This is a genomic window from Mameliella sp. CS4, assembly GCF_019392335.1.
GTDB lineage: Bacteria > Pseudomonadota > Alphaproteobacteria > Rhodobacterales > Rhodobacteraceae > Antarctobacter.
In genome coordinates this window covers 400,023-413,633 of the sequence record NZ_JAHXRQ010000001.1, presented here as the reverse complement: position 1 = coordinate 413,633, position 13,611 = coordinate 400,023, and the positions used below count along the sequence as shown (strand labels likewise).

Genomic DNA, 13,611 nt, shown 5'->3' with positions numbered 1-13,611 from the left:
ACCTACAGATCGAAAGCCTCTGCCGTCAGGTAGGCCGGGGCCATGAGCAGGCGCCGACGCCCACCCAGTGGAAAGCGCGGCGGCGGGGTGGCCAGCCAATCCGGGGCGTCAGGGCGATCACCCAGGACATGATCCGCTGCCAGCCGCCCGGCATAGGAGCCCATCGCAACGCCGTTGCCGTGAAACCCAAGCGCGGCAATGAGGCCGGGATGGTCCGGCACCGGGCCGACGAAGGGCACGAGGTTGCGCATCAGGCAGACCAGCCCCGACCATTCATGCGTGATCTCCACACCCTTCCAGGCGGGAAAGAGCCGCGCGAAATCGGCCCGGATGCGGCGCGACAACCGCGCCTCGGCGCCCGGTGTGGCGCGCAGCCCGCCGCGCATGCCGAACAGGAACCGACCGTCCGGCAGTTTGCGGAAGTAGTGCAGCAAGAGCCGCGTGTCATAGGCCATCTGATCCGACCACCAGCCCGCCGCTTGCTGCTCCGCCTCGCTCAGCGGGCGGGTGACGATGACATTGGATTGCAGCGGCAGGGTGCGGGCGTGCATCCAGGGCGGCAGGGTTTCGTGGCTGTAGCCGTTGGTGGCCAGGATCACGGTGCGGGCGGTGACGGTGCCGCGCGCGGTGGACAGTCGCCAGCCGGCTGAGTGGCGGTTCAGATCGGCAACCGGGCTATTGGCGAACAGATGCGCGCCTGCCTCTGTTGCCTTGTGAGCCAGCGCCGCGTGGTATTTGCGCGGGTTCAGGGCAAAGCCGATGGGCAGGGTCAGGCCGCCATGCCAGGGTCCGCCGAGGCCTTGTGCGGCCAACTCCTCCGGACTGTGCAGTTTCGGCGTCACGCCGTAGGTGGTGGCAGTCTCTTCGGCCTCTGCGCGAAGTGCCTTGTAGGCGCGAGGCTTGTGGGCCAGCAGGGTTTCGCCCCGAGAATGCCGATCGACCTGCCAGCTGTGGCGGTCGATCAGCCCTTCGACATGGGCGACGGCGGCTTTCTCTGTCGTGGCCCAATCCTGCGCAGCCCCCGGCCCGAACCGCCGGTTCAACAGCGCGGCGGGGGCCTTGCTGCCACCCAGGCAGCAGAACCCGCCGTTGCGTCCCGAGGCGCCCCAGCCGGGGTGCTCGGCCTCCAGTACGGCGACAGAGGTGCCGCGCCCGGCCAGGTGCAATGCGGCGTTCAGCCCGGTAAAGCCGCCGCCGATCACGGCGACATCGACAGACAGGTCGCCGTCCAGCCTCGGCCAGTCCGCGGGCGCGACGGTATCGGCCCAGAAACAGGCCCCCTGCGGCCCGTAGGCCGCGGCTTCGTACAGGCGGCTCACGCGGTGCGCTGCGCGGCTTGTTCCTCGCGCCGACGCTGGACCGCCGCGCGTTTCGACACCAGCGAGGCGGTGATCACGCCAACCGTCACGATGCTGATGAGCAGGGTGGAGAGCGCGTTGATTTCCGGCGAGACCCCCAGCCGGACGGCCGAGAACACCTTGATCGGCAGCGTCGTGGCCCCCGGACCGGTGGTAAAGCTGGCGATCACGAGGTCGTCGAGCGACAGGGTAAAGGCCAGCAGCCAGCCCGAGATCACGGCGGGCGCGATGATCGGCAGGGTGATCAGGGTGAAGCTTTCGAAAGGCGAGGCGCCCAGGTCCAGCGCCGCCTCTTCCAGCGCCTGGTCAAAGGTGCTGAGCCGCGACGAGACCACGACCGAAACGTAGCACATGGAAAAGGTCGTATGCGCCAGAACGACGGTCAGAACGCCCCTGTCCAGCCCGATGCCGATGAACAGCAGCAGCAGCGACAGGCCGGTGATGACCTCTGGCATGACAAGCGGCGCGTAGATCATGCCGGAAAACAGCGTCCGCCCCGGAAAACGGCCCGCGCGGATCATGACATAGGCCGCCATCGTGCCCAAGACCGTGGCGATGGTCGAGGAAAAGAAGGCGACCTTGAGCGTGACCCATGCGGCGTCGAGGAATTCCTCGTTCTGCAAAAGCTCTCCGTACCACTTGGTCGAGAACCCCGCCCAGACCGTCACCAGCCGGCTTTCGTTGAAGGAATAGACCACCAGCAGGATCATCGGCAGGTAGAGAAAGGCAAAGCCCAGGGTCAGGGAGGTGGCGTTGAACCAGGAAAACCGTCTCATCGACCCGCCTCCCGCGCGTTTTCCTCGGACCGCTGGAACAACACGATCGGAATGATCAGGATCAACAGCAGCACCACGGCCACGGCGCTGGCCACCGGCCAGTCACGGTTCGAGAAGAACTCTTCCCACAGGACCTTGCCGATCATCAGCGTGTCCGACCCGCCCAGGAGCGAGGGGATGACGAATTCGCCGATGGAGGGGATGAAGACGAGGAAGCAGCCCGCCACGATACCGTTGCGCGACAGGGGGATGGTCACCAGCCAGAAGGCGGAGAACCGGGAAGACCCCAGATCCTCGGCCGCCTCCAGCAGGCTCTCGTCCATCTTTTCCAGCGCCGAGTAGATCGGCAGGATCATGAAGGGCAGGTAGGTGTAGACGATGCCGATATAGACGGCGGTATTGGTGTTGAGGATTGTCAGCGGTTCGCCGATCAGGCCGATCCCCATCAGGAACTGGTTGAGCACGCCTTCGGAGGACAGAATGCCGATCCAGGAATAGACCCGGATCAGAAAGCTGGTCCAGAACGGCAGGATCACAAGCATCAGCAAGGTCGGGCGCCATTCCTGCGGCGCGCGTGCCATGCCGTAGGCGATCGGATAGCCGACCAGCAGCGTGCAGAGCGTGGCAATGCCAGCGATACGGACCGAGCTGAGGTAAGCCTTCCAATAGAGATCGTCGGTGCTCAGGAAGGTGAAATTCTCGAAATCCAGTCCGGCGAAAAAGGCCCGTATCCCGGCCCAGCCTTCGTTGAGGTCCAGCTGTGGCGTATAGGGCGGGCGGGCCAGCGCGATGTCCGACAGCGAGATCTTCAGGACGATGATGAAGGGCACCAGGAAGAGGGCCAGCAGCCACAGGTAGGGAACGGCGATCAGGACGGCGCGGCGCATCATTCGTCCTTCAGGATGACGCCGGCGGTGGCGGTGAAGCTCAACCAGACCTCGTCTTCCCAGGTGATGTCTCGCCGGGAAATGCGGCGGGTGTTGGCGGCCTGTGCCTTGACCATGACGCCGCCTTCGATTTCGACGTGATAGGTCGAGATATTGCCCAGGTAGGCAATGTCGATGACCTTGCCCTTCAGCGTGTTGGGGGCGTCGGGGCGGGTCTTGGCAATGCCCAGTTTTTCGGGACGCAGGGCAAGGACGACCTTTTCGCCATCAAGCGCGGGATCGCCGTTTGCGGCCAGTAGCGCGGGCTGACCTTCGGACCAGTCGATTTCCAGCCCGCCGGGGGGAATGTCCTGCGGGTGCGCCGGGGTGGCCGGCGTCTCGGCGGCGGGGGTCTTGGCTGTTTCGGCGGCGCTGGGGGGCGGCAAGCGGCGCGGCTCTTCCTCAAGCCAGGTCCCGAAGATCGGGCTCAGGATGCGGTCGTGCAGGGCGCGACCCAGGGGATTGGGCTGAGGCCCGTCGGTTTTCGCGGCAGCCTCTTTCGCGACGGGGGCCGCAGGTGTCGTCTCTGGACTGGCCTGTTCCGGGGGGGGTGCCGCAGCTTCGGTTGCGGCCTGGGCGGGCCGCAACCGGGCGGTGCCTCGGATCAGGTTCACGTCACCGATGAAATCGGCCACGTAGACCGAGTTCGGCGCCTCGTAGATCACGTCCGGCGTGGCAACCTGGACGATGCGGCCCTCGTCCATCACCGCCACGCGGCTGGCCACGGTCATGGCCTCTTCCTGGTCGTGGGTGACGATGATGAAGGTGGTGCCGGTCTTTTCCTGGATGTCCATCAGCTCGAACTGCGTTTCCTCACGCAGTTTCTTGTCGAGCGCGCCCAAAGGTTCGTCGAGCAGCAGAAGCTTGGGCGCCTTGGCCAGGCTGCGGGCCAGGGCGACGCGCTGACGCTGGCCGCCGGAAATCTGGTGCGGTTTGCGTTGCGCAAAGCGCTCCAGCCGCGTCAGGCGCAGCATTTCCTTCACCCGCGCGTGGACCTCGTCCTTGGGCTTTTTCTCGCGGCGCAGGCCAAAGGCGATGTTGTCATAGACCGACAGGTGCGGGAACAGCGCGTAGCTTTGGAACATCATGTTCACCGCCCGTTTGTTCGGGGGGACATGGCCGATGTCGACGCCGTTCAGCAGGATCTGGCCTTCGGTCGGTTCCTCGAACCCGGCCAGCATGCGCATCAATGTGGTCTTGCCGCAGCCCGAGGGCCCCAGCAGGGCAAAGAATTCGCGTTCGTAAATGTCCTGGGTGAGGTCGTCGATGGCGGTGAAATCGCCGAAACGCTTGGTCACCCCCTTGAACTGGATAAGAGGTTTCGCCTCTGGATCGTTCCAGGGGGCAAAGTCGGATTCGGCCATGATATGTCACCACGCAGAAGGCGGACCGCGCCCGGGGACGCGGCCCGGATTTGGGCTCAGGTGCCCGATTTGATCTTGGTCCACAGGCGCGTCACGGTACGCTGAACGCGCGGCGGGAAGGGCGTGGTGGTGAAGGTGTTGTCCAGCGCGGCGGCACTCGGGTAGATCGCCGGATCGCCAATCACGTCCTCGGCCAGGTATTCCTGCGCGGCCTTGTTGCCGTTGGCGTAGTAGACGTAGTTCGACGCCGCCGCCATGTTCTGCGCATCCATGATGAAGTTCAGGAAGGCATGGGCGCCTTCGGGGTTCGGTGCGTCGACCGGGATGGCCATCTGGTCGAACCACATCTGCGCGCCCTCGTCCGGGGCGTAGTAGCCGATGACCACGCCGTTGTCGGCCTCGGCGGCGCGGTCGCGCGCCTGCAGCACGTCACCCGACCAGCCCACGGCCACGCAGATGTCGCCGTTGGCCAGCGCGTTGATGTACTCCGAGCTGTGGAATTTCTGGATATAGGGGCGGATCGGCAACAGCACCTCTTCGGCGCGGGCGATCACGTCGGGATCGTGGCTGTCGGGGTCCTCGCCAAGATAGTTCAGCGCGGCCGGGATCATCTCTGCCGGGGCGTCCAGCATGTGAATGCCGCAATCCGCCAGTTTCTCCGCGTTCTCTGGTTTGAAGATCAGGTCCCAGCTGGAGATCGGCGCATCCTCGCCCAGGATCTCCTTGACCTTGCCCTCGTTCACGCCAAGGCCGGTGGTGCCCCACATGTAGTTGATGGAATATTCGTTACCGGGGTCGTATTTCGCGGTCCGGTCCGAGATCACATCCCACATGTTGTCGATGTTGGGCAGCTTGGACTTGTCCAGCTTCTGGAAGGCCCCGGCGGTGATCTGGCGCTGCAGGAAAGTGCCTGTGGGCACCACCACGTCGTAGCCCGATCCGCCTGCCAGCATCTTGGTTTCCAGAACCTCGTTGCTGTCGAAGACGTCGTAGATCAGTTCGTAGCCGGTCTCCTGCTCGAATTTCTCCAGCAGGCTCTCGTCGATGTAGTCAGACCAGTTGTAGACGCGCACCTCCTCGGCGGCGGCCATGCCGGCGGCCAGCGCAAGGGACGCTGTTATCGTCACGAGTGTCTTGGTCATGTTATTCTCCCGGTTGGTGGCGGGGGGTCTTTTGCGCCCCGTCCCCAAATTTTGATCATAAGTTGCGCTGTCGTGCAACTTCGGCGATGTTTCCACGGCCTGCTGTCCTGCGCAAGGGATGGCGAAAGCGGTGTGGCCCGGGGGGACGGCGATGGTGGAAAATGCAGCAGAGGCACGGAGGCAGGCGGGGATACCGGCGCACGAGCAGGTGTATCGCAGCCTGCGCGAGTCGGTGCTGTTCGGAACGCTGGCGCCGGGAGAGCCGGTGACGATCCAGGGGCTTGTCGAACGGCTGGGCGCAGGGATGACACCCGTGCGCGAGGCGATCCGGCGGCTGACGGCCGAGGGCGCGTTGCAGGCTCTGGGGAATCGGCGGATCGAAGTGCCGGTGCTGGGGGCGGCGGCCATAGAGGAGCTGACCGAGGCGCGGCTGGCGCTGGAGCCGCGGCTGGCGATGCGGGCCGCGGAGCGGGCGGCACCGGAGGACGTGGTGCGGCTGTCAGAGATCGACACGCGGCTGGACCGGGCGATCCTGCGCGGGGACATCGAAGGCTACCTGCGCGAGAATCATGCCTTTCATTCCGTGCTGAACGATGTTGCGCAGGCCCCTGTGATGAAGGCGCTGACGGAATCGCTCTGGCTGCGGTTCGGGCCGTCGCTGCGGGTGGTCTGCGGCCAGATGGGGACGCGCCACCTGCCCGATTGCCACAAGGACCTGGTGCGCGCGCTGGAGGCGCGGGACGGGGCGGCGGCGGCGCGGGCGATCGAGCAGGACGTGGCGCAGGGGATGGAAATGATCCTGCAAAGCCTCTGAGCGGGACGCCGGACGGACGCTCCTGCGCTGCGCGCAGATCGCCCCGCCCGCCGTCCCGCAAGGCGCGTCTCGGAGGCAGAAACTGAACCGTTCAGTCTGTACGTTTTGTACAAAACGTACATCGTTTTCAGCGTTTTGTACAAACGGGTAGGGGATTGTTAACCTTGCCATGCCGGGGGACTGCGCCTGGCATGGAGGGGGGGGGCCGGTTGCCCTTGCTGCGCAAGGAAACCTTGGCCAACGGTCGCGCAAGACGGGGCTTGCGGAAGGTGTCGCGCCTGGCATGGAGGGGGGTGGCCGGTTGCCCTTGCTGCGCAAGGAAACCTTGGCCACCGGTCGCGCAAGACGGGGCTTGCGCGACCTGATTCGATTGACTTCCAGAAATTTGATCATATTCTGCGCCCGACCAATATCCGGAGGCCGCGCATGACCCTGCTTACCCCCAATTCGCCCACCGAGGACCTGCAGGCGCTGGACGCCGCGCATCACCTGCATCCCTTCACCCACGGCGATGAGCTGGCCGCGAAGGGCGCGCGGATCGTCACCCGGGCCGAGGGCTGCTGGCTGACCGACAGCGACGGCAACCGCATCCTGGACGGGATGGCGGGCCTGTGGTGCGTCAACATCGGCTATGGCCGCAGCGAACTGGCCGATGCGGCGCATCGCCAGATGCTGGAACTGCCCTATTACAACACCTTCTTCCAGACCTCGCATGTGCCGGCGCTGAACCTGGCCGCCAAGCTGGCGGAGCTGGCGCCGGGCGATCTGAACCACGTCTTCTTTGCCTCCTCGGGGTCCGAGGCGAATGACACCAACCTGCGGCTGGTGCGGACCTACTGGGAGGAAAAGGGCGAACCCGAGCGGCAGGTCATCATCTCGCGCTGGAATGCCTATCATGGCTCGTCCGTGGGATCGGGCAGCCTTGGCGGCATGAAGGGGATGCACGCGCAGGGCGGCATGCCGATCCCCGGCATCCACCATATCGACCAGCCGAACTGGTGGAGCGAGGGCGGTTATACCACGCCCGAGGCCTTTGGCCTGGAACGGGCGCAGGCGCTGGAAACCGCGATTCTGGAAATCGGGCCGGAGAAGGTTGCTGCCTTCATCGCCGAGCCGATCCAGGGCGCGGGTGGCGTGATTGTCCCGCCCGAGACCTACTGGCCCGAGATCCAGCGCATCGCGAAGAAATACGGCATCCTGCTGATCGTGGACGAGGTGATCTGTGGTTTCGGCCGCACCGGCAACTGGTTCGCCAGCCAGACCTACGACATCCAGCCCGATATCATGACCGTGGCCAAGGGCCTGTCGTCGGGCTATCAGCCCATCGGTGCCTCGATCGTCACCGATGAGGTGGCCGGCGTGATCGCGAACACCGAGTTCAACCACGGCTATACCTATTCCGGCCATCCGGTCGCCTGTGCCGTGGCGCTGGAAAACCTGCGTATCCTCGAAGAAGAGGGCATCGTCGACCGCGTGCGGGACGAGACCGCGCCCTATCTGAAAGAGCGTTTCGAGAGCCTGGCCGACCACCCGCTGGTGGGCGAGGTCAAGATCGTCGGCATGATGGGCAGCCTTGCGCTGACCCCGGACAAGGCGACGCGCGCGCCCTTTGCCGAGCCGGGCACCGCCGGGCTGATCTGCCGGGAACGCTGTTTCGCCAACAACCTGATCATGCGGCACGTCGGCGACCGCATGGTGATCTCGCCGCCGCTGGTGATCTCGAAGGACGAGATCGACACGCTGGTGGACCGGGCGCGCAAGAGCCTGGACGAGGCGCTGGCACAGCTGAAGGCCGAGGGGCTGATGAGGGTTGCGGCCGAGTAGGCCCGGAGAGCCGGGAGCCCGGTGGCGGCGGGGTAAACCCCGCCCTACGGGATGCGCGAAGGGCGGTCACGAGATCCCTTGCGCGGACTCAAGGCCGTAGGCCGCCGCGCATTGCCGGGCCGCCCGCACGGCCCGGCGATATGGTGAAGCCGGGCCCACAGCTTTGAGCACCTTCGGACTTGGCTGCCAGAAATCGAGGGATTCCAACGCCGGGATCGCCGACCCGCGGCCCGTCAAGGCGCGGCTCCGGTCCGTCGGCTTGGCCTGCGAGAGCGCGCGGGGTTCCCCGGTCAGCTCTTGATCCAGACCTTTGCCGTCTCGAACTCGTCGGCGGTGAAGAACCGGGTGTCGGCGCCGCTGAGGGTGCGCAGCGCCCGTTCGCCCAGCCTTTGCCAGGCGGACTTGCCGACAATCGCCGCGCGGTCGATCAGGCGGTAATGGTCGCGCACCACCTTGAGGTGTTCAAACAGCGCGCCCAGCCCTTGCCAGCCGTCGAAATCGCGCGCGTCGATCAGCAGGCGAAAGCGGTCATTGGCGCGGATGAAGGCATCCAGATCTCCGGACTCGGCCTCGTAGATCGAACTGTCGAGCTGGCCGCGCAACTGGATGTGCAACACGCCGTCGCCAAGATCGACCTGGTGAATCGCGCCCAGCGATTCGGACATCCAGCGGCGGGCGTCCTCGGCCTGGTCCGTCGGAAAGACGCGCACGGGGCAGGGCATCAGGACCGACAGGCCGGTGACGGCGCGGCGAATCCAGGGCTTGTCCGTGACCACCGCCAGCCGGTCGAATCCGCGCCAGTGGCGCAGGCCCATGCGCGCGTCGTCGAACAGGGCGCCAAGGGTGAAATCCTGGAAATCCGCGCCGAAGATCACCAGGACGCGAATCCGGTCGTGTTCCTCGATGGCGGCCTCCAGCGCGGGGACAAGGGTCTGTTCATAGTCCTTGTCGCTCACGACGCCGGTAACATGGACCTCGTAGAGACCCGGGTGGCCGGTGGTCTTTACCTCGATCATGACAGTCTCCCTGAATGGTGTGACGCCAGTCTAGGGCCACGCGTGACCGGCGCCTTGACGCAGGTCACGCGTGGCGCGGGCCGGTCAGCCGGTGACGCGCTGCGGTGCGCCGGTGGCCATGTTGGTGCCGACATAGGGCTGTTTCGCCGTCTTCCAGGCGCCGAAACCGCCCTCCATGTGGGCGATGGTCTTGATCCCGGCGTCGATGGCCGCGCGCGCCACGCGTTCCGACCGCACCCCGGACCCGCAGTGAAAGACGATACGCTTGTCCGACTGGCCGGGCAGGGCGTCGGGCTTGAAGAAGGCCAGCGGCATCAGCAACGCGCCTTCGATATGTTCGAACATGTATTCCTGGGGGGTGCGCACGTCGATCACGACAATCGATCGGTCGGCAATACCCTTGGCGACCTCGTCGACGGTCCATGTCTCGAAAGTCGCGTCGCCCACGGTTTCAGTCTTCATCTCCTGGCTCCTTGGCGGCTGGTGTGGCTTTACCGGGCGGTGTGTGCCCCGGGTCTCGACATTCAGATAGTCGAATGTCAGCGCGTTACAACAGGAGAGGCTGTGGGGAAGGGGCCGCAGGGCGGCGTCATGGAGGGCGGGGCATGTGCCGCCGTCCAAAGGATCCGGAACCGCGCCGGGCGGTCTGGATCGGTCTGGCCCCGGCCCGCCGCCGGGGCTTTTGCGGTCAACCGGCCTTCGTGATCGCCGATACGGGGCGGAAGAAGGTCTTGGCGAAGGTTTCGCCATAGAGGGCGCAAATGGTTTCGAAGGTGATCAAGGGAACTGGCACGACTGCCTCCATTGGTTTGTGTGACAGAATTACTAAAGCAATTTTATTTCAATGAAAAGCGCTAACGGGTTCAACTTATTACCGACCTTCGTCGTAATTCGTGATCCGGCGGAGTGGGAAAGCCTCTGACGCCCCTTTTCAGAATCGCTCAGATCCTGCTAAGTCTTGTGGGGTGAATACGCAGGACCGCAATATCCGCCCGCTCATCCGACAGCTGGACGAGGCCGCCATCAACCGCATCGCCGCTGGCGAGGTGGTGGAACGGCCTGCGTCGGCGGTCAAGGAACTGGTCGAAAATGCCATCGACGCGGGGGCCCGCCGGGTGCGTGTCGACATCGCCGACGGGGGCAAGACGCTGATCCGGGTGAGCGATGACGGCTGTGGCATGACACCCGAGGACCTGCCGCTGGCGCTGTCTCGGCATGCGACCTCCAAGATCGACGGCAGCGATCTGCTCAACATCCACTCTTTCGGCTTCCGGGGGGAGGCGCTGCCCTCGCTGGGGGCGGTGGGCCGTCTCACGGTCCAGAGCCGCGCGCAGGGGGCCGAGGGCGCCGAGATCGGCGTATCCGGGGGCGTGGCGGGTGCTGTGAAGCCCTGTGCGCTGAACGCCGGGACGGTCGTCTCGCTGCGCGACCTCTTTTATGCGACGCCAGCGCGGCTGAAGTTCCTGCGGTCGGATCGGGCCGAGACGATGGCCATTTCCGACACGGTAAAGCGGCTGGCGATGGCGGAACCCTCGGTCGGGTTCACCCTGCGCGACGTGAGCGGGGGGCAGGAGCGGGTGAGTTTCCGCGTCGACCCGGAAACCGGTGACCTGTTCGACGCGCTGCGCGGGCGGCTGGCGCGGATCATGGGGCAGGAGTTCGTCGAGAACGCCCTGCCCATCGACGCCGAGCGCGAAGAGGTGCGGCTGACCGGATACGCGGCGCTGCCCACCTATTCGCGCGGGTCCGCCGTGGCGCAGTTCCTGTTCGTCAACGGCCGCCCGGTGCGGGACAAGATGCTGATCGGCGCCCTGCGCGGGGCCTACCAGGATTTCCTGTCGCGTGACCGGCACCCGGCGGTGGCGCTGTTTGTCGATTGTGACCCGCACCGGGTGGACGTGAACGTGCACCCGGCGAAATCCGAGGTGCGGTTCCGCGAGCCGGGCGTGGTGCGCGGGCTGATCGTCTCGGGCCTGCGGCACGCGCTGGCCGAGGCGGGGCACCGGGCCTCGACCACCGTGGCGGGGGCGACGCTGGGCGCGATGCGGCCCGAACCGGCGGGAGCACGGGTCTATCAGATGGACCGGCCCTCTATGGGGGCGCGGCAGGCGTCTTATGCGGCGCAATCGCCGGGGTTTTCGGACTTTTCGGGCGGCTATTCCGGCCGCGTGGTGGAGCCTGCCTCCTATGGGCAAGAGGTCCCGGATCAGGTCCGGGACGGCGTTGCGCAGAGGCCTCCCGCCCCGGAACACGGCGAGGGGGACGGGGTTTCTTTGCCCCTGGGCGCCGCGCGGGGCCAGGTGCATGAGAATTACATCATCGCCCAGACCGAGGATGGCGTGGTGATCGTGGACCAGCATGCGGCGCATGAACGGCTGGTCTATGAAAAGCTCAAGCACCAGATGGCGGAAAAGGCTGTGCCCGCGCAGGGGCTCTTGATCCCCGAGGTGGTGGACCTGTCCCCCGACGATGCGGCCCGTCTTTTGGCGCGGGCCGATGACCTGGAGCGTATGGGCCTCAGGATCGAACCTTTTGGTGCCGGAGCAATTGCCGTGCGCGAAACCCCGGCGATCCTGGGTGAGGTCAACGCCGAGGCGCTGGTGCGCGATATTCTGGACGAACTGTCGGACACCGGCGACAGCGGGTTGTTGCAGGAACGGATCGAGGCGATCCTGTCGCGCATGGCCTGTCATGGGTCTGTGCGGTCTGGCCGCGTGATGCGGGCCGAGGAGATGAACGCCCTCTTGCGCGAGATGGAGGCGACGCCGCATTCCGGCCAGTGCAACCACGGGCGGCCCACCTACGTCGAGTTGAAACTGTCGGATATCGAGCGGCTGTTCGGGCGCACATGATCGAGATTGGCGGAGTCCAATACAGCCTGGACGATCCTTTGACGCTGGCCGCGCTGGGCGGTGGCGCGGTCATCCTGCTGATGCTGCTTCTGCTGGTGCTGGCGGTCCGCGCGGCAGGGCGCGCGGCGCGGGCCAGCGCGCCGGTGCTGCAACATGTCAGCCACCTGTCGCACCGGGTACAGGGCCTGTCCGAGGGGCAGGAACGTCTGGCCGGAGGGCTGCATCATGTGACAGAGGCGCAGGCCAGCAGCCAGACCGCCATGCTGGAGCTGATGGAGCGGCGGTTGGCCGAAGTGCAGGAGCGCATGGGGGAATCGCTGCACGGGTCGGCCCGGCGCACGGCGCGCTCTTTGGGCGAATTGCAGGAACGCTTGCAGGCCATCGACAAGGCGCAGGCCAATATCACCAAGCTGTCGGGCGACGTGCTGAGCTTGCAGGACATCTTGTCGAACAAGCAGACTCGCGGCGCCTTTGGCGAGATCCAGCTGCGCGAGATCGTGAGCAAGGCGCTGCCGTCGGATGCCTATGCCTTGCAGGCCACCCTGTCGAACGGGCGGCGGGCCGATTGCCTGATCCACATGCCGCAGCCGCCGGGGCCCATCGTCGTGGACGCCAAGTTCCCGCTGGAGGGCTACGAGGCGCTGATGCAGGCCGAGGGCAAGGAGATGCGGGCGCGCGCGGCGCAGGCCTTTCGCCTGTCGGTGCGCAAGCATATCCGCGATATCGCCGCTCGCTACATCATCGAGGGCGAGACGGCCGAGGGCGCGCTGATGTTCCTGCCGTCGGAGGCGGTCTACGCCGAGTTGCACGCGCGGTTTCCCGAGGTGGTGCGCGAGGGGTTCGAGGCGCGGGTCTGGATCGTGTCGCCCACCACCTGCATGGCGACGCTGAACACCCTGCGCGCGGTGCTGAAAGACGCGCGGATGAAGGAGCAGGCGGGCGCGATCCGTCGCGAGCTGGCGCTTCTCTATGGTGATGTCGAGCGGCTGACGGGCCGCGTGGCCAACCTGGACCGGCATTTCGGCCAGGCGTCGCGGGACATCGAGGAAATCAAGATCAGCGCCGACAAGGCGGGCCGGCGTGCGCACCGGCTGGACCAGTTCGACTTTGAAGAGGTCGAGACGCCGAACATGCCGGTCCTGCGGCTGGGCGACCCGGCGGAATAGGGATCTTTGTGCGCGGGGCTTGGTTCTGCCCGAAGGGTGCCAAATTCCCGCCCTTTCCGCCCTCTAGTCTGGCGGCATGAGTGACAAGGACATGATCGATTTCCGCAGCACGGATCATTGGCCCCGAAAGAAGCGGCGGCAATGGCTGTTCCTGTCGGTTCTGGCGGGCCTCACGGTGCTGTCCTGGGGGCTTGTCCTGACGCGCGAGACGCCGGCGCCGGCGGAGCCGGGGGCTGCAATAGTGGACGCGCATCGCTAGGGGCGCGGGGTCTCACTCACATCGCCCGGTTTGAATGTGGTCAGACCGGTTGAACCGAATGCGGTTCAGCGCGTTATACTCAAAGAGAATCGCGGGGTTGCGCAGGATTTCGGA

At 65.9% G+C, this 13,611-nt stretch carries 12 protein-coding genes and 1 pseudogene; 5 read left to right on the top strand and 8 right to left on the bottom strand.

Annotated features, from left to right (window positions below; translation table 11 throughout):
* Positions 1-2: 2 nt before the first annotated feature.
* From KZZ07_RS01875 to KZZ07_RS01855, 6 genes and pseudogenes are all read right to left on the bottom strand, one after another.
* A complete protein-coding gene (locus tag KZZ07_RS01875) occupies positions 3-1,319 on the bottom strand; it encodes an NAD(P)/FAD-dependent oxidoreductase (protein WP_219511863.1) in 1,317 nt (438 codons plus the stop codon).
* A complete protein-coding gene (locus KZZ07_RS01870; protein WP_043146005.1) occupies positions 1,316-2,134 on the bottom strand; it encodes an ABC transporter permease in 819 nt (272 codons plus the stop codon). Before KZZ07_RS01870 ends, KZZ07_RS01875 begins: the two co-directional genes overlap by 4 nt.
* Positions 2,131-3,021 (bottom strand): ABC transporter permease subunit, encoded by an 891-nt coding sequence (locus tag KZZ07_RS01865; RefSeq protein ID WP_219512243.1) that lies wholly within the window; start codon positions 3,019-3,021, stop codon positions 2,131-2,133. The genes KZZ07_RS01870 and KZZ07_RS01865 overlap by 4 nt, the downstream gene beginning before the upstream one ends.
* A complete protein-coding gene (locus tag KZZ07_RS28255) occupies positions 3,021-3,674 on the bottom strand; it encodes a TOBE domain-containing protein (protein WP_484173283.1) in 654 nt (217 codons plus the stop codon). The genes KZZ07_RS01865 and KZZ07_RS28255 overlap by 1 nt, the downstream gene beginning before the upstream one ends.
* A pseudogene (locus KZZ07_RS28250) lies at positions 3,651-4,424 on the bottom strand (ABC transporter ATP-binding protein); the annotation flags it as partial. The pseudogene KZZ07_RS28250 and the gene KZZ07_RS28255, both read right to left, overlap by 24 nt.
* Positions 4,425-4,480: 56 nt before the next feature.
* The gene (locus tag KZZ07_RS01855) at positions 4,481-5,566 is read right to left on the bottom strand and encodes a polyamine ABC transporter substrate-binding protein (protein ID WP_219511859.1); all 1,086 of its coding nucleotides are present in this window, start codon (positions 5,564-5,566) and stop codon (positions 4,481-4,483) included.
* A gap of 151 nt (positions 5,567-5,717) precedes the next feature.
* Between KZZ07_RS01855 and KZZ07_RS01850 the strand changes: the two genes are divergently transcribed.
* Together KZZ07_RS01850 and KZZ07_RS01845 are read left to right on the top strand one after the other, a co-directional pair.
* Positions 5,718-6,380, top strand: a complete 663-nt coding sequence (locus tag KZZ07_RS01850; RefSeq protein WP_219511858.1) for a GntR family transcriptional regulator — start codon at positions 5,718-5,720, stop codon at positions 6,378-6,380.
* 426 nt (positions 6,381-6,806) lie between these two features.
* Positions 6,807-8,204 carry an aspartate aminotransferase family protein gene (locus KZZ07_RS01845; RefSeq protein WP_219511857.1) on the top strand — a complete coding sequence of 466 codons (1,398 nt, stop codon included), beginning with the start codon at positions 6,807-6,809 and terminating at the stop codon, positions 8,202-8,204.
* Between the two features lie 290 nt (positions 8,205-8,494).
* Here the strand turns inward: KZZ07_RS01845 and KZZ07_RS01840 are convergent, their stop codons facing one another.
* Both KZZ07_RS01840 and KZZ07_RS01835 read right to left on the bottom strand, forming a co-directional pair.
* Positions 8,495-9,220, bottom strand: coding sequence for a SpoIIAA family protein (locus tag KZZ07_RS01840; RefSeq protein WP_219511856.1), 726 nt, complete (start codon positions 9,218-9,220; stop codon positions 8,495-8,497).
* A gap of 84 nt (positions 9,221-9,304) precedes the next feature.
* Positions 9,305-9,682, bottom strand: coding sequence for a rhodanese-like domain-containing protein (locus KZZ07_RS01835; protein ID WP_219511855.1), 378 nt, complete (start codon positions 9,680-9,682; stop codon positions 9,305-9,307).
* Positions 9,683-10,185: 503 nt separating this feature from the next.
* Here KZZ07_RS01835 and mutL point away from each other — a divergent pair.
* The 3 genes from mutL (at position 10,186) to KZZ07_RS01820 (ending at position 13,497) form a co-directional block, all read left to right on the top strand.
* Positions 10,186-12,072 (top strand): DNA mismatch repair endonuclease MutL, encoded by a 1,887-nt coding sequence (mutL, locus tag KZZ07_RS01830; protein WP_370631052.1) that lies wholly within the window; start codon positions 10,186-10,188, stop codon positions 12,070-12,072.
* Positions 12,069-13,238: a DNA recombination protein RmuC gene (locus KZZ07_RS01825; protein ID WP_219511854.1), complete on the top strand. Its 1,170-nt coding sequence runs from the start codon at positions 12,069-12,071 to the stop codon at positions 13,236-13,238. The genes mutL and KZZ07_RS01825 overlap by 4 nt, the downstream gene beginning before the upstream one ends.
* 76 nt (positions 13,239-13,314) lie before the next feature.
* On the top strand, positions 13,315-13,497 hold the full coding sequence (locus tag KZZ07_RS01820) for a hypothetical protein (protein WP_219511853.1): 183 nt from the start codon (positions 13,315-13,317) through the stop codon (positions 13,495-13,497).
* The last annotated feature ends 114 nt before the right edge of the window (positions 13,498-13,611 follow it).